The sequence below is a fragment of the Streptomyces sp. NBC_01775 genome (assembly GCF_035917675.1).
Lineage (GTDB): Bacteria > Actinomycetota > Actinomycetes > Streptomycetales > Streptomycetaceae > Streptomyces.
Map to the genome: position 1 here is coordinate 5727624 of NZ_CP109104.1, position 24053 is coordinate 5751676.

General features: G+C 70.4%; 15 protein-coding genes and 1 pseudogene. 11 read left to right on the plus strand and 5 right to left on the minus strand.

Features of this window, described 5'->3' with window-relative positions; genetic code table 11:
* Position 1 precedes the first annotated feature (1 nt).
* A complete protein-coding gene (locus tag OHB04_RS25585) occupies positions 2-1315 on the minus strand; it encodes a DUF7544 domain-containing protein (protein ID WP_326808400.1) in 1314 nt (437 codons plus the stop codon).
* Between the two features lie 138 nt (positions 1316-1453).
* On the opposite strand from OHB04_RS25585, the gene mtnA reads away from it, so the two are divergent.
* From mtnA to OHB04_RS25620, 7 genes are all read left to right on the plus strand, one after another.
* The gene (gene mtnA / locus OHB04_RS25590; RefSeq protein WP_326808401.1) at positions 1454-2593 is read left to right on the plus strand and encodes an S-methyl-5-thioribose-1-phosphate isomerase; all 1140 of its coding nucleotides are present in this window, start codon (positions 1454-1456) and stop codon (positions 2591-2593) included.
* Positions 2590-3267 (plus strand): two-component system response regulator MtrA, encoded by a 678-nt coding sequence (gene mtrA / locus OHB04_RS25595; protein ID WP_326689995.1) that lies wholly within the window; start codon positions 2590-2592, stop codon positions 3265-3267. Before mtnA ends, mtrA begins: the two co-directional genes overlap by 4 nt.
* Before the next feature lies 1 nt (position 3268).
* A complete protein-coding gene (gene mtrB, locus OHB04_RS25600; RefSeq protein WP_326808402.1) occupies positions 3269-5326 on the plus strand; it encodes an MtrAB system histidine kinase MtrB in 2058 nt (685 codons plus the stop codon).
* Positions 5316-7163, plus strand: coding sequence for an LpqB family beta-propeller domain-containing protein (locus OHB04_RS25605; protein ID WP_326689997.1), 1848 nt, complete (start codon positions 5316-5318; stop codon positions 7161-7163). Before mtrB ends, OHB04_RS25605 begins: the two co-directional genes overlap by 11 nt.
* Before the next feature lie 414 nt (positions 7164-7577).
* On the plus strand, positions 7578-8159 hold the full coding sequence (locus OHB04_RS25610; RefSeq protein WP_326689998.1) for a ComF family protein: 582 nt from the start codon (positions 7578-7580) through the stop codon (positions 8157-8159).
* Between the two features lie 322 nt (positions 8160-8481).
* The gene (gene hpf, locus OHB04_RS25615; RefSeq protein ID WP_326689999.1) at positions 8482-9180 is read left to right on the plus strand and encodes a ribosome hibernation-promoting factor, HPF/YfiA family; all 699 of its coding nucleotides are present in this window, start codon (positions 8482-8484) and stop codon (positions 9178-9180) included.
* 153 nt (positions 9181-9333) lie between these two features.
* The gene (locus tag OHB04_RS25620; protein WP_405803899.1) at positions 9334-10080 is read left to right on the plus strand and encodes a response regulator; all 747 of its coding nucleotides are present in this window, start codon (positions 9334-9336) and stop codon (positions 10078-10080) included.
* Positions 10081-10412: 332 nt separating this feature from the next.
* On the opposite strand, the gene OHB04_RS25625 is transcribed toward OHB04_RS25620, so the two are convergent.
* Positions 10413-11603, minus strand: a complete 1191-nt coding sequence (locus OHB04_RS25625) for a winged helix-turn-helix domain-containing protein (protein ID WP_326690000.1) — start codon at positions 11601-11603, stop codon at positions 10413-10415.
* 154 nt (positions 11604-11757) lie between these two features.
* A complete protein-coding gene (locus tag OHB04_RS25630) occupies positions 11758-12345 on the minus strand; it encodes a GNAT family N-acetyltransferase (RefSeq protein WP_326808403.1) in 588 nt (195 codons plus the stop codon).
* Between the two features lie 184 nt (positions 12346-12529).
* Between OHB04_RS25630 and secA the strand changes: the two genes are divergently transcribed.
* The gene (secA, locus tag OHB04_RS25635; protein ID WP_326690002.1) at positions 12530-15373 is read left to right on the plus strand and encodes a preprotein translocase subunit SecA; all 2844 of its coding nucleotides are present in this window, start codon (positions 12530-12532) and stop codon (positions 15371-15373) included.
* Positions 15374-15840: 467 nt separating this feature from the next.
* On the opposite strand, the gene OHB04_RS25640 is transcribed toward secA, so the two are convergent.
* The gene (locus OHB04_RS25640) at positions 15841-16314 is read right to left on the minus strand and encodes an Rv3235 family protein (protein WP_326690003.1); all 474 of its coding nucleotides are present in this window, start codon (positions 16312-16314) and stop codon (positions 15841-15843) included.
* A gap of 287 nt (positions 16315-16601) precedes the next feature.
* On the opposite strand from OHB04_RS25640, the gene OHB04_RS25645 reads away from it, so the two are divergent.
* A complete protein-coding gene (locus tag OHB04_RS25645; RefSeq protein WP_326808404.1) occupies positions 16602-17156 on the plus strand; it encodes a DUF6912 family protein in 555 nt (184 codons plus the stop codon).
* Positions 17157-17268: 112 nt separating this feature from the next.
* Positions 17269-18012 carry an HAD family hydrolase gene (locus tag OHB04_RS25650; RefSeq protein WP_326808405.1) on the plus strand — a complete coding sequence of 248 codons (744 nt, stop codon included), beginning with the start codon at positions 17269-17271 and terminating at the stop codon, positions 18010-18012.
* An 86-nt stretch (positions 18013-18098) separates the two neighbouring features.
* On the opposite strand, the pseudogene OHB04_RS41915 reads toward OHB04_RS25650, so the two are convergent.
* A pseudogene (locus OHB04_RS41915) lies at positions 18099-18420 on the minus strand (DJ-1/PfpI family protein); the annotation flags it as partial.
* A gap of 379 nt (positions 18421-18799) precedes the next feature.
* Between OHB04_RS41915 and OHB04_RS25660 the strand changes: the two are divergent.
* Positions 18800-23872 (plus strand): NAD-glutamate dehydrogenase, encoded by a 5073-nt coding sequence (locus tag OHB04_RS25660; protein ID WP_326808406.1) that lies wholly within the window; start codon positions 18800-18802, stop codon positions 23870-23872.
* The last annotated feature ends 181 nt before the right edge of the window (positions 23873-24053 follow it).

The following is a 24053-nucleotide window of genomic DNA, read 5'->3' on the forward strand; positions in this document are numbered from 1 at the left end:
ATCAGCTGCCCGGGGCGGACTGGGCGGAGCTGCCGGGCTCCTCGCGACCGTAGCCGGGGACGCCTGCGGCGCGGGCCAGTTCGAGGTCGAGGGCCTCGCGACGGATGCGCTGGTCGAGGTAGAGGAGCGCGGTGATGCCGGCGCTGAGGGGGAGGGCGATGGTTGAGGCGAGGACGGAGCCGATGCCGTTGATGATCAAGGAGGGCCAGCTGGTGGCGGCAGACACGCTGGTGAGTCCGCCACCGTCGCCGACGAGCGTGGCGATGACGGTGGTCGGCAGCTGAACGACCGAGGAGATGACGATGACCAGCAGGAAGGCGAGGAGCTGAATGCCCAGGATGCGCCACCAACTGCCGCGAACGAGCTTGGCGGAGCGGCGCATCGAGGAGAGGACGCCCTGCTTCTCCAGCATCAGCGCCGGGGCGGAGAGGCAGAAGCGCACCCAGATCCAGGCCCCCGCGACGATGCCGCCGATGATGCCGAGGAAGAGAAGGGCGAGCCCCGCGCCTGCCGAGCCGGCGAGGGCGGCCAGGATGCCCGGCAGCACACAGAGGAACATGACGGCCGAGACGAGGAGGGGGATGAGGACCAACAGGCCGAGCAGACGCAGCAGCTGAGGTCGCGAGTCGCGCCAGGCTTCGCCGATGGTGATCTGGTGGCCCAGGACCGCGCGGCTGACGACGACGGTGAGCATGGCTGTGGCGATCACGCTGCCGAGCATGCTGACGAGGACGGCGACGGAGAGGCCGCCGAGGGCGCCGGTGAGGGCGCGGTCGATGTCTTCGAGGCTGGGGCTGTCGTTGTCGGCGAGGGCGGCGAGTTCGTTGTCGTCGCTGAACCAGATGCCCATGGTGACGGCCGAGACCAGTTCGGTGATGACGGCGACCGCCAGGGAGATGCCCAGGGCGGTGCGCCAGTGGGCGCGCATGGTGCTCACCGAGCCGTCGAGGATCTCGCCGATTCCCAGCGGGCGCAGCGGGATGACGCCTGGCTTGGCGACCTGCGGTGGCTGGTTCCGGCCGGCGCTCCAGCCCTTGTTGTTCCAGCCGCCCGCGCCGGGGCCGGCGTTCGGGGGCGGTGGGGCGGCTCCCCAGCCCTGTGCTCCGCCTTGCCGGGGGGCGGCGGGGGGTTGGCTGGCGGCCCAGCTGCGGGGGGCTTCGTCGGAGGTGGGCCGGGGCTGGTCATGAGGTGTCGCCTCGGAGGTCGTGCGCTCCTTGTCGTCGCCCGGGGCCCCTTGGCCCTTTCCGGAGCTGCCGGAGGAGTCGGGATCGGACGAAGAGTGTCCGGGCGAAGCCCAGCCCGGGGAATCGTTCACGTGAGATCACCTCGTGGTGTAGGGGTAGTCCCCGTCGCCTGATTGGCTGCCCATCGTCCCACGGGACGGTGCAATCGCGGCCAGTCGGGAGCTACGGCTGCCTTCATGCGGGCCCAGGCGGGAAGGCAGACTGTGCGGATGGCTGAAGAGAGTGTGCCGGTGCTCTGTTACGAAGAGCGCCCCGAGGGGCCGGTGGTGGTGCTCCTCGACCAGACGCGGTTGCCTGCCCGGGAGGTCGAGCGGGTGTGCACGGATGTGCCCGCGCTGGTGGAGGCGATCCGGTCGTTGGCCGTGCGGGGTGCGCCGTTGCTGGGGCTCGCCGGGGGGTACGGGGTGGCGTTGGCGGCGGCTCGCGGGTTCGATGTGGCGGACGCGGCGGAGCAGTTGGCGCAGGCGCGGCCGACGGCGGTGAACCTGGCGTACGGAGCACGGCGCGTGCAGGCGGCGTATCGGGCTGCCACCCGCGCCGGCGCCGGGCCGGAGGCTGCTGCCGTGCGCGCGCTGGCGGAGGCAAGGGCGCTGCACCGCGAGGACGCCGAGGCGAGTGACCGGATAGCGGAGTACGGGAGTGCGCTGCTGGATGAGCTGGTGCCGGGTGGTGGGCTGCGGATCTTGACTCACTGCAACACCGGCTCGCTGGTCTCCGGGGGGAAGGGTACGGCTTTGGGCATCGTCAAAGCTGTGCACAGGGCGGGAGAGCTGCGGCGGCTGTGGGTGGATGAGACGCGGCCTCTGTTGCAGGGGGTGCGGCTGACGGCGTACGAGGCGGCCAGGGAGGGGATGGCCTACAGCGTGCTGGTGGACGGCGCTGCCGGGTCGCTGTTCGCAGCGGGTGAGGTGGACGCGGTGCTCGTGGGCGCCGACCGGATCGCGGCGGACGGCTCGGTGGCGAACAAGGTGGGTACGTATCCGCTTGCGGTGCTCGCGCAGTACCACGGGGTGCCGTTTGTGGTGGCGGCTCCGGTGACGACGGTGGACCTGGAGACGGAGGCGGGGGGCGACATCGAGGTGGAGCAGCGCCCGGGTCACGAGGTCACGGAAATTCCCTGGGTGCGTGAGCCGGGCACGGGACCGGAATCCGGGGGCGGGCCCTCGCTGGCTCCTGTGGGGGCGCAGGCGTACAACCCGGCTTTCGATGTGACGCCGTCTTCGCTGGTCACAGCGGTTGTGACCGACCAGGGGGTGGCCTCTCCCGTCACGGCTGAGAGTATGGCCGCGTTGTGTTCCACGTCACGAAAGAGAACTTCCGGATCGGCTAATGGGATGATGAACGCATGAAAGGACGCGTCCTTGTCGTCGATGACGACACCGCACTGGCAGAGATGCTTGGCATTGTGCTGCGCGGAGAAGGTTTTGAACCGTCGTTCGTCGCGGACGGCGACAAGGCGCTTGCCGCCTTCCGTGAGACCAAGCCGGACCTGGTGCTGCTCGATCTGATGCTGCCCGGACGGGACGGCATCGAGGTGTGCCGTCTGATCCGGGCGGAATCCGGGGTTCCCGTGGTCATGCTGACCGCCAAGACCGACACGGTGGATGTGGTGGTCGGGCTGGAGTCGGGGGCCGACGACTACATCGTCAAGCCGTTCAAGCCGAAGGAGCTGGTGGCGCGGATCAGGGCGCGGCTGCGGCGTTCGGAGGAGCCGGCGCCGGAGCAGCTTGCCATTGGTGACCTGGTGATCGATGTGGCCGGGCACTCGGTGAAACGGGAGGGGCAGTCGATAGCCCTGACCCCGTTGGAATTCGATCTTCTGGTCGCGCTGGCGCGCAAGCCCTGGCAGGTGTTTACGCGTGAGGTGCTGCTGGAGCAGGTGTGGGGGTACCGGCACGCGGCCGACACCCGGTTGGTCAACGTCCATGTGCAGCGTCTGCGTTCCAAGGTGGAGAGGGATCCGGAGCGGCCGGAGATCGTGGTGACCGTGCGCGGCGTGGGCTACAAGGCCGGGCCCAGCTGACATGAGCCGGAACGGCCCGGCCCCGCACCGCACCGGCGGGGGGCGGAGCGCGGGGCGTGAGTCCGATATATCCAAATTCGGGCGCCTGTGGAGAAGTGGCGTGCTCTTCTCCGACGGTCTGTTGCCAGAGGGCGCGACCGGGCCAGGTGCGCGCCCCATGGTGCGCTTCTTCGTACGGTGGGTGCGCAGGCCGCTGCTGCCGGTGATGCGGCTGTGGCGGCGCAACATCCAGCTGCGGGTCGTCGCCGCGACGCTGCTGCTCTCGTTGGGCGTGGTGCTGCTGCTCGGCATCGTCGTCATCGGGCAGGTCCGTAACGGCCTCCTGGAGGCCAAGGAGAAGACCGCCCAGAGCCAGGCGTCCGGAGGGTTCGCGGCGGCCCAGCAGATGGCCGACAGCGCGGGCGGCGGGCGCAGCGGCACCGACGACAGCGTGCGCGGCAGCAGGGGCGTCCAGAACTCGGGCACGTGGCTGAACAACCTGGTGGAGCAGCTGGCCAGCGGCGGCCAGGGTGTCTACTCGGTGGTGGCGCTCGGCTCGAACAACAACGAGGCGCCGTTCATCGGCAGCAACAACATAGGCACCCGTGGTCCTCGCTCCTCCGGTGACATCCGCCCGGAGGAGAGCGTTCCGGCGGACCTGCGCAAGGCGCTGGATGAGCAGCCCGGCACGCACCGCCGCTACGCGCGGGTCTACCGGCAAGACCACGGCAGCGATCCCGCGCTGATCGTCGGCAAGCGGCTCAACGACGCGCGCGGCAACCCGTACCAGCTCTACTACGTCTTCCCCTTCACGCAGGAAGAGGAGTCGTTGAGCCTGGTCAAGGGCACTTTGGCGACAGCTGGGGTGTTCGTCGTGGTGCTCTTGGGCGCCATCGCGTGGCTGGTGGTGCGGCAGGTCGTCACCCCGGTCCGGATGGCAGCGGGTATCTCCGAACGGCTGGCCGCCGGACGGCTCCAGGAGCGGATGAAGGTCACCGGCGAGGACGACATCGCACGCCTGGGCGAGTCCTTCAACAAGATGGCGCAGAATCTTCAGGTCAAGATCTTGCAGTTGGAAGAGCTGTCCCGGATGCAGCGCCGATTCGTCTCCGACGTCTCGCACGAGCTGCGTACGCCCCTGACGACGGTCCGGATGGCGGCGGACGTCATCCATGAGGCGCGCGAGGACTTCGACCCGGTGACGGCGCGCTCCGCCGAACTGCTGCTCGGGCAGCTCGACCGGTTCGAGTTCCTGCTGGCCGACCTGCTGGAGATCAGCCGTTTCGACGCAGGCGCCGCCAACCTGGAAGCGGCCCCGACCGACCTGCGGGACGTGGTCCACCGCGTGGTCGAGGGCGCGGAGCCGCTCGCCGACCGCAAGGGCAGCCGGATTCTCGTACGGGGCGACGAACAGCCCATGATCGCGGAGGTGGACGGCCGCAGGATCGAGCGGGTGCTGCGCAATCTGGTCGGGAACGCCGTCGAGCACGGCGAGGGCCGTGACGTGGCCGTCCGGCTCGCGACCGGCGGCGGTGCGGTCGCGGTGGCCGTACGCGACTACGGCGTCGGCCTCAAGGAGGGCGAGGCGGAGCGCGTCTTCAACCGCTTCTGGCGGGCCGACCCGGCGCGTGCCCGTACCACCGGCGGCACCGGTCTCGGCCTCTCGATCGCCCTTGAGGACGCCCGGCTGCACGGCGGGTGGCTGCGCGCGTGGGGCGAGCCGGGGGACGGCTCGCAGTTCCTGCTGGTGCTCCCGTGCACGGCCGGAGAGCCGCTGCGCGGGTCCCCGCTGCGGCTGGAGCCCGCTGACTCGCGACGCAAGAGAGGGCTGGCCACTTCGGTGCCCAGGAGCAGGCGTGCGGAGGACCCGGCGTCCGGGAGCGGCACGGGGTCCGGGCGCGACGACCCCGGGGATGGCGGCTCGGCGCCCTCCGCGTCGTCCACCGCTGCGGCAGCGTCACCGGATGCCTTGTCACCACACTCCCCGTCGGCCGCCTCGTACTCAGCTGCCCCTTCGTCGGCCGCACCGACGAGAAGGGCTGGTCGGTTCGGTCAGGAGGGGAGCGGGGATGGAAAGTGAGCACCGGATGAAGCGTCAAAAGCGGCTGCGCGCACTGCTGGTGCTCGCGGCGTGCGGAACGCTGCTCGCCGGCTGCGCGTCGATGCCGGATGACGGGAGCGTCGACCACGTCAACTCCTCGCACCGCGCCGAGGCCGACTCCCAGGTGCGCGTCTACGGCGTCAGCCCTCAAAAAGGCGAGGCGCCGCAGCAGATCGTGCGCGGCTTCCTGGAGGCGACCACCAGCGACGAGGCCACCTTCCCCACGGCCCGCGAGTACCTGACGCGCCGGATGGCGCGCGCCTGGGATCCCTTCGCCGGTACGACGGTGCTGTCGAACGGCCCGACTGCGCGTAAGGCACCCCGTACGCGCACGGTGGCCAAGGGCAGCTACTCGGTGGAGGTATCCGGTAGCCGGATGGCGGATGTCGACGACAAGCATGCCTACTCGCCTGCCAAGGGCAACTACAGCGTGGTGTTCCACCTGGCCAAGGTGGACGGCGAGTGGCGCATCGACCGGATGCCGGACGGGCTCGTGCTCGGAGAGTCGGACTTCCAGCGCATCTACCGGCCGATCAATACCTACTACTACGCGCAGCTTGGACACGACGCGGAATCGATCACGGATGGGCAGAACGTGCTCGTGGCCGATCCCGTGTACCTGCGTCGTCGTATCAACCCGGTCACCGAGACGGTCTCCGCGCTGCTCCAGGGGCCGTCGGGGTGGATCGACCCCGTCGTCACCTCGTCGTTCCCACGCGGCACCCGTTTGATGCGGGGTCAGCATCTCTCCCTCGACGATTCGGGCGTGCTGCGGGTGCGGCTGAACGCCAAGGGAGCGAAAGCCGGTGGCAAGCAGTGCGTCCGGATGGCGGCGCAGGTGCTGCACACTGTGCAGGATCAGGCGTCCGCCAAGGTCAGCAGGGTCGAGCTGGCGGGTCCCAAGGATCGCGAACTGTGCGCACAGACGCGCGAACAGGTCGACATCTACCAGCCCGGACGTCTCAACGGCAGCGCGAGGCGGGCGTACTTCATCGACGGGAACCACAGGGTCGCCGCCTTCCAGCGCAAGAATGAGAAGCCCTACCTTGTCGAAGGACCGCTGGGCACCGGGCAGGTGGAGATGGGCGCCGTGGCCGTCAACCGGATGGAGAGCGAGGCGGCGGCCGTCTCGCGTGGGCGCCGCTCCTTGTACGTCGCCTCCTTGGAGGGCACCGCCTCCACCTCGATGGATGCCCCGGTGCTCATGAGCAAGGCAAAGAATGAGAACGACCGGCTGACCGCGCCGAGCTGGGACGGGCTGGGCGATCTGTGGGTGGCCGACCGCGACCCGGAGAATCCGCGGCTGCTGCGACTGCGCGGCGGCAAGGAGAAGCCCGAGGAGGTACGCGTCCCCGACCTGGACAAGGACCAGCGCATCGAGTCGCTGCGGATCGCCTCGGACGGGGTACGGATCGCGCTGCGCGTGCGCGAGGCCGACGGACACGTATCGCTCCAGCTCGGCCGGGTGGTGCGCGGCGGCACGGAGCACAAGCCCGAGGTGACGGTCGAACAACTGCGGCCGGTGGCACCCCAGTTGGAGAACGTCGCCGCAGCCTCGTGGGCGGGCGGCAGCCGGCTCGTGGTGGTGGGGCGCGAGTCCGGGAGCGTGCAGCAACTCCAGTACATGGAGACCGACGGCTCCGTCTCCGACCAGCCCACGCTGCCCGGTATCAACGATGTGACGGGCGTCGCCGCCTCGGAGGACGAGACCAAGGCTCTGCTGGCCGACTCGGAGGACGGGATCGTGCGGCTGCCTCCCGACGCGAACTGGAAGACGTTGACGGAGAGCGGGTCGGCGCCGGTCTACCCCGGCTGAGGCGCTGCGGAGAGGCTCGGGAAGGGGCCCTGAAGGGCGTCGGCGGACAGCTCCGGCGGAGAGCTCCGGCGGACGGCTCCGGCGGGCGGGCAGGGGTGTGCGGCGTGCTATCCCAGGCTGCAACGTGCCTTGCCCGTAAGGGTGTTCGAGCCGCTCGGGCTCTCGGTCGGCGGCTGCTGCGGAAGTTATCCACAGGGGTGGTGGCGCCTTCCCCCGCCTGCCACAGTGGAGGACATGCGGGAGTTGTGGCAGGGACTCCAGCAGGAAATCGCAGGTCTGGTGCTTCCCATGGGGTGTGCCGGTTGCGGCCGTCCGCGGGTGCGGGGCCGCTTGTGCGACGAGTGCAGCAGCGTGCTGGAAGGCGCGGTGCCGCGGCGGGTATGGCCGTCGCAGGTGCCGTCCGGGCTGCCTCGGGTGTACGGAGCACTTACGTACGCCGACGAGGCTCGGGCCGCGCTGCTCGCTCACAAGGAGCGTGGCGCCCTGCGGCTGGCCGCGCCCCTGGGCGCGGCGCTCGCGGGCGCCGTCCGGATGGCGTCGCACTTATCCGGCACCACTCCCGTGCTCACCGCTCCCCTTCGGCGCGGGCCGCTCTCCTGGCGCGGCCCGTCCCCCGGGCGCGGGGCCCCGGTCACGTTGGTGCCGGTGCCCTCGGCGCGCCGGGCAGTCGCGGGGCGGGGGCATGATCCGGTGCGGCGGCTGGCGCTGGGCGCCGCGCGGACGCTCAGGCGGGACGGAGTGCCCGCCCGGGTGCTGGCCGTGCTGCGGCAGCGACGGCGAGTAGCGGATCAGTCGGGGCTGACCGCAGCGCAGCGGGCGGCGAATCTTGACGGAGCGCTTGAGGTGACGCCAGGCGGAGAGAGGCTGCTGGGGTGTGCGGGAGAGGTGGTGCTGGTGGACGATGTGATGACAACGGGCGCGTCGCTCGCGGAGGCCGCGCGGGCCCTGGGAGGCGTGCGGGGAGCGGCTGTCCTCGCGGTTCGCTCCGGTGGGTGACGAAGCGGTTCCGGAGCTGACCGGAGTCGCGGGAGGCGGTCTCGGGGATGAGCTCCGGAACTACCAGGGAGCCCGCATCGTTGCAGGTGGTACGAGGAAAGCGGCCACTGAATGGAGGTACGTGCCAGTAGGGGGTGCCGAGCCTCCCCCACTGGAGGTACGTTCGGATTGGGTGGCGATCTTCCCTTCGGGGGAGAAGGAGGTGAAACTCGCAAGCCGACCTTGTGCCGGAGTGCAGTAGGCAGAGGCCGAGCCTCCGGCGTCAGTGCACCAAGGACGCTCCGCACCGATACCTGCGGAGGGTCCGGGAACGGAGTTCTGCGTGGACATCGTCGTCAAGGGCCGAAAGACAGAGGTGCCCGACCGGTTCCGCAAGCACGTGGCCGAAAAGCTGGAGAAGATCAAGAAGCTCGACGGCAAGGTGATCAACCTTGATGTCGAGGTGTGCAAGGAGCACAACCCCCGGCAGGCCGACCGTTCCGACAGGGTGGAGATCACCCTGCGCACCCGCGGACCGGTCATTCGTGCGGAGGCTGCGGCCTCCGACCCCTACGCGGCACTGGACATGGCATCCAGCAAGCTGGAGGCGCGCCTGCGTAAGCAGGCCGACAAGCGCCGCGTCCACCGTGGAGGAACCCGCGCACCGATCAGCGTGGCGGCGGCAACCGCCCACCTCGCGTCGGAACTCAACGGAGAACTCGACGCGGCCGCCGCTCCGGCCGCTCGCCAGGAGGCTGACGGGCAGCCGGTGGTCACCAGGATGGGATCGCTGGAGGTTCAGGGCGAAGGGCCGCTCGTTGTCAGGGAGAAGACCCACGCGGCTGCGCCCATGTCGCTTGACCAGGCGCTCTACGAAATGGAGTTGGTGGGACACGACTTCTACTTGTTCGTCGACTCCGAGACCAAGCAGCCCAGTGTCGTCTACCGGCGGCACGGCTACGACTACGGCGTGATTCATCTGGAGTCGGACCCGCTCATCGCGGAGGCCCCGCCCGGTGCGGGCGGAGCACTCAAGGGCTGACCGAGCCCTTTGAGCCACCGGCTTGATGTTCGCGCCCCCGGCAGGATCTGGCACCCGGCCGGGGGCGCCAGCATGAGTAACATCATGACTCGCACCAACCGCCTTTCTCCGTTGCGGGGTTGGGGCGCGGAATAAGGTGCAGGGGGAGGAACGATGGTGGAGAGCTTCGGGCCGGCGATGCCCACGCCCGCTGCACACCCGAGCCCGGCGGCCGAGGAGGAGCCGCGGGAGCGGCGCGCGGAACCGATCCGGGTACTGGTGGTCGACGACCATGCGCTGTTCCGGCGGGGGCTGGAGATCGTCCTGGCGCAGGAGGAGGACATCCAGGTCATCGGGGAGGCAGGGGACGGTGCCGAGGCCGTGGACAAGGCGGCGGACCTGTTGCCGGACATCGTGCTGATGGACGTGCGGATGCCCAAGAGGGGCGGGATCGAGGCGTGCACCTCCATCAAGGAGGTCGCCCCCAGCGCCAAGATCATCATGTTGACCATCAGTGACGAGGAGGCCGACCTCTACGACGCCATCAAGGCGGGCGCCACCGGATACCTCCTCAAGGAGATCTCCACGGACGAGGTCTCCACCGCGATCCGGGCGGTGGCCGACGGGCAGTCGCAGATCAGCCCGTCGATGGCGGCGAAGCTGCTCACCGAGTTCAAGTCGATGATCCAGCGCACCGACGAGAGCAAGCTGGTGCCGGCGCCCAAGCTCACGGACCGCGAGCTGGAGGTGCTCAAGCTGGTGGCGACCGGGATGAACAACCGGGACATCGCCAAGGAGTTGTTCATCAGCGAGAACACTGTGAAGAACCACGTACGCAACATCCTGGAGAAGCTCCAGCTCCACTCCCGGATGGAGGCCGTGGTCTACGCGATGCGGGAGAAGATCCTGGAGATTCGCTGAGGATCCAGCCGGGGATCCGGGGGAGCAGCGGACGTCTCTAGTGCCCCTCCCGGCAAGCTTTGCCCTGTCGCGTCGTCCGGCACGCACTCCCCCAAGCTCTTCGAGCAGGGGTGCCCCCAGCGGTGTTGGCGAAAAGCCCTGGTAGCTCCTTCCCCAAGCTCTCAACTTCTCCCCCGGCGTTCGGCCGGGAGGTGCTCCCAGAGCAGGGGAGGCCCCGATCAAGGGCTTCCGGCCGCCTTGCGATCGCACGCTCCCCCACGCTCGGCTCCGCTCGCGCGGGCGGTGCCCCCACGACGACGCTCCTTGACGGGCAAACATTGCCGGTCACGGCACTAGGCGCCGAGGCCGGTCAGGGCCGCCTGGAGCGGAGTGCGCAGGGGTTCGGGGTCGCAGCGCTCCACGCGCACCGCGTCGCAGCCCACCCACTCGGCCGCCTCGCGCAGCGCCTCCGCCATCGGCTCCACCGCCTTGGCGTCCCGCATGGAGAGCTGGCGGGCGACCAGCGTCGTGCCCTCGCGGGCCGGGTCGACGCGTCCGCACAGCCTGCCACCCGCGAGCAGCGGCATCACGAAGTATCCGTGGACCCGCTTCGGCTTGGGGACGTACGCCTCCAGGCGGTGGGTGAAGCCGAAGACACGTTCGGTGCGGGGGCGGTCCCAGATCAGCGAGTCGAAGGGCGAGAGCAGCGTGGTGCGGTGCCGTCCGCGCGGGGGGCTTGCCAGCGCCGCCGGGTCGGCCCAGGCGGGCTTGCCCCAGCCCTGGACCTCGACCGGCACCAGGCCGGTGTCCGGCAGGACGGCGTTCACCTGGTCGCCCTTGAGGCGGTGGTAGTCGGCCAGGTCGGCGCGGGTCGCGACCCCGAGCGCGGCGCCCGCCTGGGTGACCAGGCGCCGCAGGCACTCGTGGTCGTCGATGTCGTCGTGCAGCAGTGCTTCGGGGACGGCGCGCTCGGCGAGGTCGTAGACGCGCTTCCAGCCGCGGCGCTCGGTGACCACGACCTCGCCGGTGTCCAGCAGCCACTCCACTGCGATCTTGCTCTCGGACCAGTCCCACCACTCGCCGCCGTTGCGACCGCCGCCCAGGCCGGCCGTGGTCAGCGGGCCCTCGGACTTCAGCCGGTCGCGAACGGCGGCACAGGAGGCCTCGCGGTCCTTCATCTGGTGCCAGCGGTGGCCCCGCTCGCGGAATGCCCGCCTGCGGAAGGCGAAGTGCGGCCACTCCTCGATCGGCAGCACACAGGCGGCATGCGACCAGTACTCGAAGCTGTGCTCTCCCGACCAGTAGGCCGACTCCACCGCCTGCCGGCCGATCGCGCCCAGGCGGGCGTAGGGCACCAGTTCGTGTGAACGGGCCAGCACCGAGATGGTGTCGAGCTGTACGGCGCCCAGGTGCCGCAGCACTCCGCGCGCTCCCGTGCGGCGGTCAGGGGCGCCAAGCAGCCCCTGGGCCCGCAGCGCGATCCGGCGCGCCTCATCGGCAGTGAGCGTGACATCGGGGGCGGGGAGGGAGTTGCCGGAGGTCATGGCGCACACCATAAGTGGAGCCACTGACAGCGGACTTCGGACGCCCACGGAGGGCCGATGCCCCGAGGAGGGCCCTATGCCCCAGGGAGGGCTGAAGCCCCACGAGGGTTCGACCCCTCATGAGGGTCCGACGCCCCATGAGGGTGCCGAAGCCCTACGAGCGCTCCGAGGGAAGGTACGGCGTCTCCTGGGCGCGTCCCCAGTCGGAGGGCAGCAGGGCCGCGATGCGGGCGTCGCGGCGCGTTCCCCTGTGCACGATGCGGGCCCGCTGGATGCCCTCCTCGACGAAGCCGATGCGCAGCGCGACAGCCCGTGACCCCTCGTTCTCCGCCTGGGCCACCCACTCCAGCCGCTCCACGCCGAGCGAGTCGAAGGCCCAGTCGACGACGGCCCGGCCCGCCTCGGCCGTGTAGCCGCGGCGGCGGTGCCCCCGGGCCGTCCAGAAGCCCAGTTCGGCCTGGCGGTCGGCGGTGCGCAGGTGTGCGACGCGTACGAGTCCCATCGAGCCGACCAGCTCGCCGCTGTGGGTGAAGACGCCGAAGTTGTACATCGTGTCCTCGCGCCAGCCCGCCGGGCTCGCCCCGCGCACGAATTCCACCGCGTCCTTGAGCGTGTACGGCTCGGGCACCGGCACGAAGCGCTGGATGTCGGGATCGTCACAGGCAGTGGCGACAGCCTCCACGTCCCGCTCTTCGAAAGGACGGAGTATCAGCCGCTCTGTGCGCAGTGTGAGGGGTTCCATGCCCCGATTGTGCCGCTCGCCCCTCCGGCACCTTCAGGGGCTCCGGCACGTTGGGGGTACAGGGGCAGTCGTCCCTCGCATACGATGGCCGGTGCGGCAAAGGCCCTCAGCAAGGAGAGGACCACGCGTCCGCGCACCGACCGTGCAGACCGTGCCAGGCCCGACCGGCAAGGAGCCACCCTAAGTGTCCGTCTTCGGCAAGCTCATGCGTGCAGGTGAAGGGAAGATCCTGCGCAAGCTGGACCGCATCGCGCGGCAGGTGAATTCCATCGAAGAGGACTTCGTCGACCTGTCGGACGCCGAGCTGCGAGCCCTCACGGACGAGTACAAGGAGCGGTACGCCGAGGGCGAGAGCCTTGACGACCTGATGCCGGAAGCCTTCGCGACCGTGCGCGAGGCCGCCAAGCGGGTGCTGGGTGAGCGGCACTACGACGTGCAGCTGATGGGCGGCGGAGCGCTGCACCTCGGCTATGTCGCCGAGATGAAGACCGGTGAGGGCAAGACGCTGGTCGGCACCCTTCCCGCCTATCTGAACGCCATCTCGGGCAAGGGCGTCCACATCGTCACGGTCAACGACTACCTGGCGCAGCGTGACTCGGAGTGGATGGGCCGCGTCCACCGCTTCCTCGGGCTCACCGTCGGCTGCATCGTCGCGAACATGACGCCGGCCGAGCGCCGCGAGCAGTACGCGTCCGACATCACCTACGGCACGAACAACGAGTTCGGATTCGACTATCTGCGCGACAACATGGCGTGGTCGAAGGACGAACTGGTGCAGCGGGGTCACAACTTCGCCATCGTCGACGAGGTCGACTCGATCCTGGTCGACGAGGCCCGTACGCCGCTGATCATCTCCGGCCCCGCCGACCAGGCCACGAAGTGGTACAGCGACTTCTCCAAGCTCGTGAAGCGCCTGGAGAAGGGCGAGGCGGGCGACCCGCGCACCCAGAAGCCGGAGACCGGCGACTACGAGATCGACGAGAAGAAGCGCACCGTCGCCATCCACGAGGCCGGCGTCGCCAAGGTCGAGGACTGGCTGGGGATCGACAACCTCTACGAGTCGGTCAACACCCCGCTGGTCGGCTACCTCAACAACGCGATCAAGGCCAAGGAGCTCTACAAGAACGACAAGGACTACGTCGTCATGGACGGCGAAGTCATGATCGTCGATGAGCACACCGGCCGTATCCTCGCTGGCCGCCGCTACAACGAGGGCATGCACCAGGCGATCGAGGCCAAGGAGGGGGTGGAGATCAAGGACGAGAACCAGACGCTCGCCACGATCACCCTCCAGAACTTCTTCCGCCTCTACAACACCCTTTCGGGTATGACCGGTACGGCGATGACCGAGGCGGCGGAGTTCCACCAGATCTACAAGCTCGGCGTGGTGCCCATCCCCACCAACCGGCCGCTGGCCCGTGCCGACCAGGCCGACCTGATCTACCGCACCGAGGTCTCCAAGTTCGACGCGGTCGTCGACGACATCGCGGAGAAGCACAAGAAGGGCCAGCCGATCCTCGTCGGCACCACCTCCGTCGAGAAGTCGGAGTACCTCTCCAAGCAGCTCACCAAGCGCGGTGTCCCGCACCAGGTGCTGAACGCGAAGAACCACGAGCGCGAGGCGCTGATCGTCGCCGAGGCCGGCCGTAAGGGCGCGGTCACCGTCGCGACGAACATGGCGGGCCGTGGTACGGACATCAAGCTCGGCGGCAACGCCGAGGGCATGGCCGAGAACGAGCTGCGCGCCCGAGGCCTGGACCCGAACGAGCACGTCGAGGAGTGGGCCTCGGCGCTGCCCACCGCGCTGGAGAAGGCCGAGAAGTCGGTCAAGACGGCGGTGGACGAGGTCAAGGAGCTGGGCGGCCTCTACGTCCTGGGCACCGAGCGGCACGAGTCCCGCCGGATCGACAACCAGCTGCGAGGCCGCTCCGGCCGTCAGGGGGACCCGGGCGAGTCCCGCTTCTACCTGTCGCTGGGCGACGACCTGATGCGGCTGTTCAAGGCGCAGATGGTCGAGCGCGTGATGTCGATGGCGAACGTCCCCGACGACGTCCCGATCGAGAACAAGATGGTGACCAGGGCCATCGCCTCCGCCCAGTCCCAGGTCGAGCAGCAGAACTTCGAAATCCGTAAGAACGTCCTCAAGTACGACGAGGTTCTCAACAGGCAGCGCGAGGTCATCTACGGCGAGCGCCGCCGCGTCCTGGAGGGCGAGGACCTGCACGAGCAGGTGCGCCACTTCATGGACGACACCATCGAGGCGTACGTTCAGGCCGAGACGGTCGAGGGCTTCGCCGAGGAGTGGGACCTGGACCGGCTGTGGAGCGCCTTCAAGCAGCTGTATCCGGTGAAGGTCACGGTCGAGGAGCTGGAGGAGGCCGCGGGCGACCGCGAGGGCATCACGGCCGACTTCATCATCGACTCCATCAAGGACGACATCCACGAGCAGTACGACGCCCGCGAGGCGGAGCTGGGCGCCGACATCATGCGCGAGCTGGAGCGGCGCGTGGTGCTGTCCGTACTGGACCGCAAGTGGCGTGAGCACCTCTACGAGATGGACTACCTCCAGGAGGGCATCGGCCTGCGCGCCATGGCCCAGAAGGACCCGCTGGTCGAGTACCAGCGGGAGGGCTACGACATGTTCCAGGCCATGATGGAAGGCATCAAGGAGGAGTCGGTCGGCTATCTGTTCAACCTGGAGGTCCAGGTCGAGCAGCAGGTCGAGGAGGTGCCGGTCGAGGACGCGGCGCCGGCGGCGTCCGCGCCGTCGCTGGACAAGGAGACCGTGCCCGCCGGCGCGGGTTCCGGCCCCGCGCCCGCGATCCGTGCCAAGGGCCTGGACCAGCCGCAGCGTCCGGACCGCCTGCATTTCTCCGCGCCGACCGCCGAGGGCGGGGTCGTCGAGGGCGAGATGGACACTGGCTCCGCCACCGACGGCGACGAGTCCGGCCCGGTCCGTTCCCAGGCCGACGGCCTGACCCGCGCCGAGCGGCGCAAGGCCCAGAAGGGCCGCAAGAAGCGGAAGTGACTCGGGGGTGCACGCACCCCGACGACACGGCCGAGGGCCGGGCACCTGATGAGGGTGCCCGGCCCTCGGCCGTGCGCCCGACGGCTGATGCCTCGGGGGCTTGGCCCCTTGGTGCCTTGGTGCCTCAGCGCCTCAGCGCCTTTGCCCCTTGGTGCCTTTGCCCCTCGGTGCCTGGAGGGCCGCCTGCGGGCGATCGGGTCTGACGGTGCTGCGAGGCCGGATGCCGGCCGTCCGGCTGGGTCCCCGGCCGGGGTCCCCGGTTCCTGATGGGGCTACGCGGGCTGGGCGCCGCATCAGGGGCTTGCTGGGGCCTGTGCGGCCCCTCCCACCCGATCCGAGTCGGTCCGAGGCCGGTGTGCGCCGGATCAGGCTCGGTCCCGGCCAGAGCGGTCCCACACCGGCGGGGTGGGCCGCCCCCGCCCCCTGGCCGGGCTCAGCCAGGAGGCGAGGGGCGCCCCTGCAAAGGCTCAGCGCGTGGTGTCGAGTTCGATCGCGGTGCAGCGCCAGCGGTTGTCGGGGCAGAGTTCCAGGCGGAAGGCCATGGCGCGTTGGCGGGCGCCGGTGGCGATGCGGGCGAAGGCTTCGATGACACCGTCGCGGGGCTGGGTGCCCCGGGCCTCCAGGACGGCGGGGGTCGTGCGGTCCGTGCCGCGGGGGCGGAGCGGCGCTTCGGGGGCGAGGGCGCTGAGGCGGTCGTAGGCCGGGCCGCGGGCGTGGGCGAGGAGGGTGTGGACGGGGCACTGGCCGCTGAGGACGAGCAGCAGGCGGCGGGCGAACCAGAACGGTGGCTGGCGCTCACGCGCGAGGTGGGCCGCCGCGCGCAGCGCCGAGTCGGCAGGGCGGCGGCTGTCGCGCCTGCCCGGTGGGCGGGTCGGGGCGTTGCGTGGGCCGCGCCTGCGCGGCTGGCGGCCGGGTGCCGAGGAGGTGGTGCTCGTGGTCATGGGTTGGTGGTCCCCCGTGGAAGTGCCGGGCCCGGCGGGCTGACTACCGGGCGGTAACTGGACGGCTGGGAACGGTTCTAGCCGCGCCGTGCTCCCGGCCGCAACGGGCGGGGGTGCGCCCCGGGGAGGCCCGGAACGGTTCACCTATCTGGATTACCTCGGCGTCATGCGTTGCCGTCGCACCGCGTCCACCTGCGGGTTTGTGCGGCGTCCGGCGGCGGTGCAGACGAGAGGCGGCCCGTATGCTGGCAGCACGGACGGTCCGGCGATACACGAAAGCGGCAGACATGCGTGTCTATCTCCCCTCGACCCTGCCCGCTCTGAGCCAGGCGCACGGCGCCGGCGAGCTGGGGCCGGGCCCCCTTGAGGCGTACGCCGTGACCCCCGGGCTGCGTGCGTGGTGTGCCTCCGACGACGAGGAGGAGCTGGAGTACGCGGCGCTGGGCCGGGCGGCACGGGCCTCGTTGCGGCTGCTCGCCGAGGCCTCCCGGAGCGAGGCCGTCCCCGGGCGCCGGGTTGTCATCGCCGTCGAGGTGCCGGACGCCGACGTCGCGGCGGACCCGGACGGCGCGGCTGACAGCGGCGCGGCTGACAGCGCGGTCGGCGGCGGTGCCGAGGACGAGGCCGTCGGCAGGGTGCGTCTCGCCGCCGCCGTTCCTCTGGCCAAGGCGGCGGCCGTACACGTGGACGCCGACGACGCGGAGGCGGACGTGGCCGCGGCGGCGGACGCGCTGACGGCGGCGGCCGGCTCGGAGGAGGCCGCACGGTTCGCGGTGGACGGCGCCGAGGACCACGAGCTGCTGTGGTTCGCCACCCAGGAGATTCCCGCCCTCCTGGGCTGAGTCCCCGACTCTTCCCCATGTGCCCGCTGACCTGCGGATTCCTTCCCATGCGGCCTCGATGCCGGCGAAATCGGGTGTCGCGCTGTCACACCCGGGTCGTACCGTCGGAGGCATGGTCTTGGGGCAGGAGAGAGCGGGAAGCGCGCAGAGCTCGGACGACGGGAGCGGCGTCCGGAGTGGCCGGTCCGCCCACCTTGTGTGGGATTGGAACGGGACGCTGCTGCATGACATCCATACGGTCATCGAGGCGACGAACGCGGCGTTCAAGGAGCTGGGGCTCCCGGCGATCACGCTGGAGCGGTACCGGGAGCTGTACTGCGTGCCGGTGCCGCGCTTCTACGAGCGGCTGATGGGCCGGATGCCCACCGGCAGCGAGTGGGAGGTCATGGACGAGACCTTCCACCGGCACTACTGGCAGCTCGTCCCGGCCGCGGGGCTCGCCGAGGGCGCGGCCGAGCTGCTGGTGGCCCAGGGAGCGGCGGGGGGTACGCAGTCGCTGTGCTCGCTGGCGCCGCACGACCGGCTGCTGCCGCTGGTGCGAGGCTATGGGATCGAGCGTCACTTCATACGGGTCGACGGTGCGGTCGGGCGCTCCGGGGGCGGCAAGGCGGCCCAGATGGTGCGCCATCTCGCGGCGCTCCAGGGGGTCACCCCGGCCAGGACCGTAGTGATCGGGGACGCGGTGGACGACGCCCTGGCGGCGGCGCACGCGGGAGCCCGGGCGGTGCTGTTCACGGGCGGCTCCCACAGCAGGAGAAGCCTGGAGGAGGTGGGAGTGCCTGTGGTCGACAGCCTGCCGGAGGCCGTGGAGACCGCCGAGCGTCTCGTGGCGGAGAGCCCCGACGACGCCGCCTGAGCCGCGGCCCCGGCCCCCGGCCCCCGGCCGAGGCTGGCCCGGGGGGCGGCCGGGGTGGTCCGCCTGGGGCGGAGCGACGCCGTGTCTCAGCCCGTGGGGGCTTTCGCGCGCAGCACCGTGAGGAATCCGCGCATCCAGCCGGAGTGGTCCGGCCAGGCGCGGGAGGAGACGAGGGTGCCGTCGACGACGACCTCCGCGTCCTGGAACTCGGCGCCGGCTGCCCGCATGTCGGTCTCCAGCGCCGGATACGACGTCGCCCGTCGCCCGTCGCCCGTCGCCCGTCGCCCGTCGCCCGTCGCCCGCCGCCCTCCGCCCGCCGCCCGCTGAGCGCGCCGACGGCGGCGGCCGTCAGCAGCGGCCGGGGCAGGTCTGGGCGACGGGCTTGCCGGCGTCGAAGAACGCCTTCACGGAACCGCCTTCGGCGCCGGTACCGTCTCAGTCAACGTGCCTCCGAAGAACCGCTTTGCCAAGGGTGTGACCCCGCCGCTGTCGCGGGTGGCCGAAACGGCGCAGATCTTCTCTCATTGTTGTACACATGGCACGCATAAGGCCCATGCCGCTCGCGGGGGCCGGGGAGATAGCCTTGCTCCCGTGACCAGCGCGATATCCACCGGAGAGTCCGCCGTCGGGCGAGCCTCCGCTCAGCGCCCTCCGCGTGACAGCGTGCGGGGCGCCGCTGGTCGTATCTCCCGGCACCGCGGCGGACCCGAGCGGAGACCCCGCGTCCCGACGCCGTGCCTTCACCACCCCAACGTCACGCAACGGCGCGCGACAGGAGCCAGAGGACATGCAGACCAAGCTGGATGAAGCAAAAGCCGAGCGGCTGGCAGAGGCCGCGCGGATGGCTGACCATAGCCCGGCCGGGGGACATCACCCGGTACGAGGGCTTGAGCACGACGCCCTTGGTGCGTATCTCCAGCGGTACTACCTGCACACGGCGCCGGAGGACCTGGCCGACCGCGATCCGGTCGACATTCTCGGGGCCGCTCTCGCCCACTACCGACTCGCGCAGGACAGGCCGCAGGGTACGGCGAACGTCCGGGTGTACTCCCCCTCGATCGACGAGAACGGCTGGTCGAACACCCACACCGTCGTCGAGGTCGTCACGGACGACATGCCGTTCCTGGTCGATTCGGTGACCAACGAGCTGACCCGGCAGGGCCGCGGCATCCACGCGGTGATCCACCCGCAGATGGTGGTGCGCAGGGACCTGACGGGGAAGCTGCTGGAGGTGCTCGCCGCCGGGCGGGACGACCCCGCGACGCAGGCGGGGACGTCGAACGGGCGTGAGGAGCTGCCGCACGACGCGCTCGTCGAGTCCTGGATTCACGTCGAGATCGACCGCGAGACCGACCGCGACGACCTCAAGCAGATCAATACCGATCTTCTGCGGACACTCTCGGACGTACGGGAGGCCGTCGAGGACTGGCAGAAGATGAAGGGCGCGGCGCTCCGCATCGCCGACGACCTGGCGGACGAGCCCACCGACGATCTGCCGGAGCAGGAGATCGAGGAGGCCCGCGAGCTGCTGCGCTGGCTGTCCGACGACCACTTCACCTTCCTCGGATACCGCGAGTACGAGCTGGGCGCCGGGGAAGAGCCGCAGGGCGGCAAGGCCGGCGGCGGCACCGGAGCGAAGAGCGGCGAGGCCACCAAGGGCGGCAAGAGCGCCAAGGCATCCGGTGGGAAGGCGGGCACCGACGGCAAGGAGGGCGAGGAGCTGAGCCTCACCCCCGTGCCGGGCACGGGCCTGGGCATCCTGCGCTCCGACCCGCACCACAGCTCCGTGGACGGGCATCCGGTCTCCCCCTCGTTCAACCGCCTCCCGGCGGACGCGCGGGCCAAGGCGCGCGAGCACCGGCTGCTGGTGCTCACGAAGGCGAACAGCCGCGCGACGGTGCACCGTTCCTCGTACCTCGACTACGTGGGCGTCAAGAAGTTCGACACCGAGGGCAACGTCATCGGGGAGCGGCGCTTCCTGGGGCTGTTCTCCTCCGCCGCCTACACCGAGTCGGTGCGCCGCGTCCCCGTCATCCGGCGCAAGGTCGCCGAGGTGCTGGAGGGCGCGGGCTTCACGCCGGACAGCCACGCGGGCCGTGACCTGCTCCAGATCCTGGAGACCTACCCGCGCGACGAGCTGTTCCAGACCTCGGCCGACGAGCTGCGCGACATCGTCACCTCCGTCCTCTACCTCCAAGAGCGCCGCAAGCTGCGCCTCTACCTGCGCAAGGACGAGTACGGGCGCTACTACTCCGCGCTGGTCTACCTCCCGCGCGACCGCTACACCACCGGGGTCAGGCTGCGGCTGACGGACATCCTCACCGAGGAACTCAACGGCACAAGCGTCGACTTCACCGCCTGGAACACCGAATCGGTCCTCTCCCGGCTCCACTTCGTCATCCGGGTGCGGCCCGGCGCCGAGCTGGCGGAGCTGACCGACAGCGAGACCGACCGCATCGAGGCGCGGCTGGCGGAGGCGGCGCGCTCCTGGGCCGACGGCTTCAACGAGGCCCTGGTCGCCGAGTGCGGCGAGGAGCGCGCGGCCGAGCTGGCGCAGAAGTTCGCCCACGCCTTCCCCGAGGGCTACAAGGCGGACTTCTCGCCGCGCGCCGCCGTCGCCGACCTCCAGCACATCGAGCAGCTGGCGCGCGGCGGCGACGAGAGCGACTTCTCGCTGAGCCTGTACGAGCCGGTGGGGGCCGCGCGGGGCGAGCGGCGGCTCAAGATCTACCGCACGGGCCGCCCCGTCTCCCTCTCGGCGGTGCTGCCGGGCATCCAGGCCATGGGCGTGGAGGTCGTGGACGAACGGCCGTACGAGCTGCGCTGCGCCGACCGGTCGCACGCGTGGATCTACGACTTCGGGCTGCGGATGCCCGAGGGCAAGCAGGGCCCCGAGGAGGAGACCCGCGAGCGCTTCCAGGAGGCCTTCTCCGCGGTCTGGATGGGCCGTGCCGAGAACGACGGGCTGAACTCGCTCGTGCTGTCCGCTGGGCTGACCTGGCGACAGGCGATGGTGCTGCGCGCCTACGCGAAGTACCTGCGGCAGGCCGGCGCCACCTTCAGCCAGTCCTACATCGAGGACACCCTGCGCGGGAACGTGCACACCACGCGGCTGCTGGTCAATCTGTTCGAGGCCCGGCTGGACCCGGCGCGCAGGCGCGCGGGGCACGAGCTGACGGACGGCATCCTGGAGGAACTGAACGGCGCGCTGGACCAGGTCGCCAGCCTGGACGAGGACCGCATCCTGCGCTCCTTCCTCACGGTCATCAAGGCCACCTTGCGCACCAATTACTTCCAGTCGGCGAGCGACGGCCAGCCGCACACCTACGTGTCCATGAAGCTGGACCCGCAGGCCATCCCGGACCTGCCGGCCCCCCGCCCGCAGTACGAGGTGTGGGTCTACTCGCCCCGCGTCGAGGGCGTGCACCTGCGCTTCGGGAAGGTCGCGCGCGGTGGTCTGCGCTGGTCGGACCGGCGCGAGGACTTCCGTACGGAGATCCTGGGCCTGGTCAAGGCGCAGGAGGTCAAGAACACCGTCATCGTGCCGGTGGGCGCCAAGGGCGGCTTCGTCGGCAAGCAGCTGCCCGACCCGGCCATCGACCGCGACGCCTGGCAGGCCGAGGGCATCGCCTGCTACAAGACGTTCATCTCCGGCCTGCTCGACATCACCGACAACCTGGTCGGCGGCGAGGTCGTGCATCCGGAGAACGTGGTGCGGCACGACGGCGACGACACCTACCTGGTGGTGGCCGCCGACAAGGGCACTGCCACCTTCTCCGACATCGCCAACGAGGTGGCCGAGTCCTACGGCTTCTGGCTCGGTGACGCCTTCGCCTCCGGCGGCTCGGCGGGCTACGACCACAAGGGCATGGGCATCACCGCCAAGGGCGCCTGGGAGTCCGTCAAGCGGCACTTCCGGGAGCTGGGCCACGACACCCAGAGCCAGGACTTCACGGTCGTCGGCGTCGGCGACATGTCCGGCGACGTGTTCGGCAACGGCATGCTGCTCTCGGAGCACATCCAGCTCGTCGCGGCCTTCGACCACCGGCACATCTTCCTCGACCCGAACCCGGACGCCGCCACCTCCTACGCCGAGCGGCGCAGGATGTTCGAGCTGCCCCGCTCCTCGTGGGCGGACTACAACACCGAGCTGATCTCGGCGGGTGGGGGCATCCACCCGCGCGGCGCGAAGTCCGTGCCGATCACCGCGCAGGTGCGGGCCGCGCTCGGCATCGAGTCCGGCGTCAGCAAGATGACCCCGGCGGAGCTGATGCGCGCCATCCTGAGCGCGCCCGTCGACCTGCTGTGGAACGGCGGCATCGGCACCTACGTCAAGGCGTCGGCCGAGTCGAACGCCGACGCGGGCGACAAGGCCAACGACGCCATCCGGGTGGACGGCCAGGACCTGCGGGTCAAGGTCGTCGGCGAGGGCGGCAACCTCGGCTGCACCCAGCTCGGGAGGATCGAGTTCGCCCGTGACGGCGGCCGGATCAACACCGACGCGATCGACAACAGCGCCGGGGTGGACACCTCCGACCACGAGGTGAACATCAAGATCCTTCTGAACGCGGTCGTCGCCGAGGGCGACATGACCGTCAAGCAGCGCAACTCCCTGCTGGCGGAGATGACCGACGAGGTCGGCGAGCTGGTGCTGCGCAACAACTACGCGCAGAACGCGGCCCTGGCCAACTCCATGGCCCAGGCCCCCAGCCTGCTGCTGGCCAACCAGCGGCAGATGCGCCGGCTGTCCAAGGAGGGCAAGCTCGACCGGAGCCTGGAGTTCCTGCCCAGCGACCGGCAGATCCGCGAGCGCCTCTCGGCCGGGCAGGGGCTGTCCCAGCCCGAGCTGGCCGTGATGCTCGCCTACACCAAGATCACGGTCACCGACGAGCTGATCGGGACACCGCTGCCGGATGACGGCTATCTCCAGCGGCTGGCCTACGCCTACTTCCCCAAGGCGCTGCGCGAGCGCTTCAGCCAGCAGATCGACTCGCACGCGCTGCGGCGGGAGATCGTGACGACCGTGCTGGTCAACGACACGGTGAACACCGCCGGCTCGACTTTCGTGCACCGGATGAAGGAAGAATCCGGCGCCTCGACCGAGGAGATCGTGCGCGCCCACACGGCGGCCCGCGCCATCTTCCGGCTGGGCGACATCTGGGACGAGGCCGAGGCGCTCGACAACAAGGTCGACGCCGACGTTCTCACCGGCATCCGGCTGCGCTCGCGGCAGCTCGTCGAGCGCGGCACCCGCTGGCTGCTCAACAACCGCCCGCAGCCGCTGTTGCTGGCCGACACGATCGAGCTGTTCGCCGAGCGGGTGGAGACGGTCTGGGCCGAGCTGCCCAAGCTGCTCAAGGGCGACGACCTCAAGTGGCACCAGAAGGTCTACGACCAGCTCGCGGGCGCCGGGGTGCCCTCGGACCTCGCGCTGCGCCTGGCCGGTTCCTCGGCGGCGTTCTCGGCGCTGGACGTGGTGGCCGTCGCGGGGCGCACCGGCAAGGACCTGATGGCGGTCGCCGAGGTCTACTTCGACCTGGCCGACCGGCTCGGCATCACCCAGCTCCAGGGGCGCGTCAGCGAGCTGCCGCGCGCCGACCGCTGGCAGTCCATGGCCCGCTCCTCCATCCGTGAGGACCTCTACGCCGCGCACCAGCTGTTGACGGCGGACGTCCTCGCGTCCGTGAACGGCGCCTCCTCGGCCGAACAGCGGTACGAGGCGTGGGAGGAGAAGAACCGCGCGATCCTCGTGCGGGCCCGGGCGACGCTGGATGAGATCCAGGCCTCGGAGACCTTCGACCTGGCCAACTTGTCGGTGGCCATGAGGACGATGAGGACGCTGCTGCGCAGCAACCGCTGACCATCCGGTCCGGTGGCGGCCACGCCACCGGATGAAGACACGGACAGCCGCCGGCCGTCGTGGAGGAGAGCGCGCTCTTCGCCACGGCGGCCGGCGCGCGTTCGGCTCCTCGATCGCCGCGTGCGTGTGGAGGCGCGCGCGTTTGGGGGTGTGCAGCGCGACGGGCCCACGGGGGCGCGCT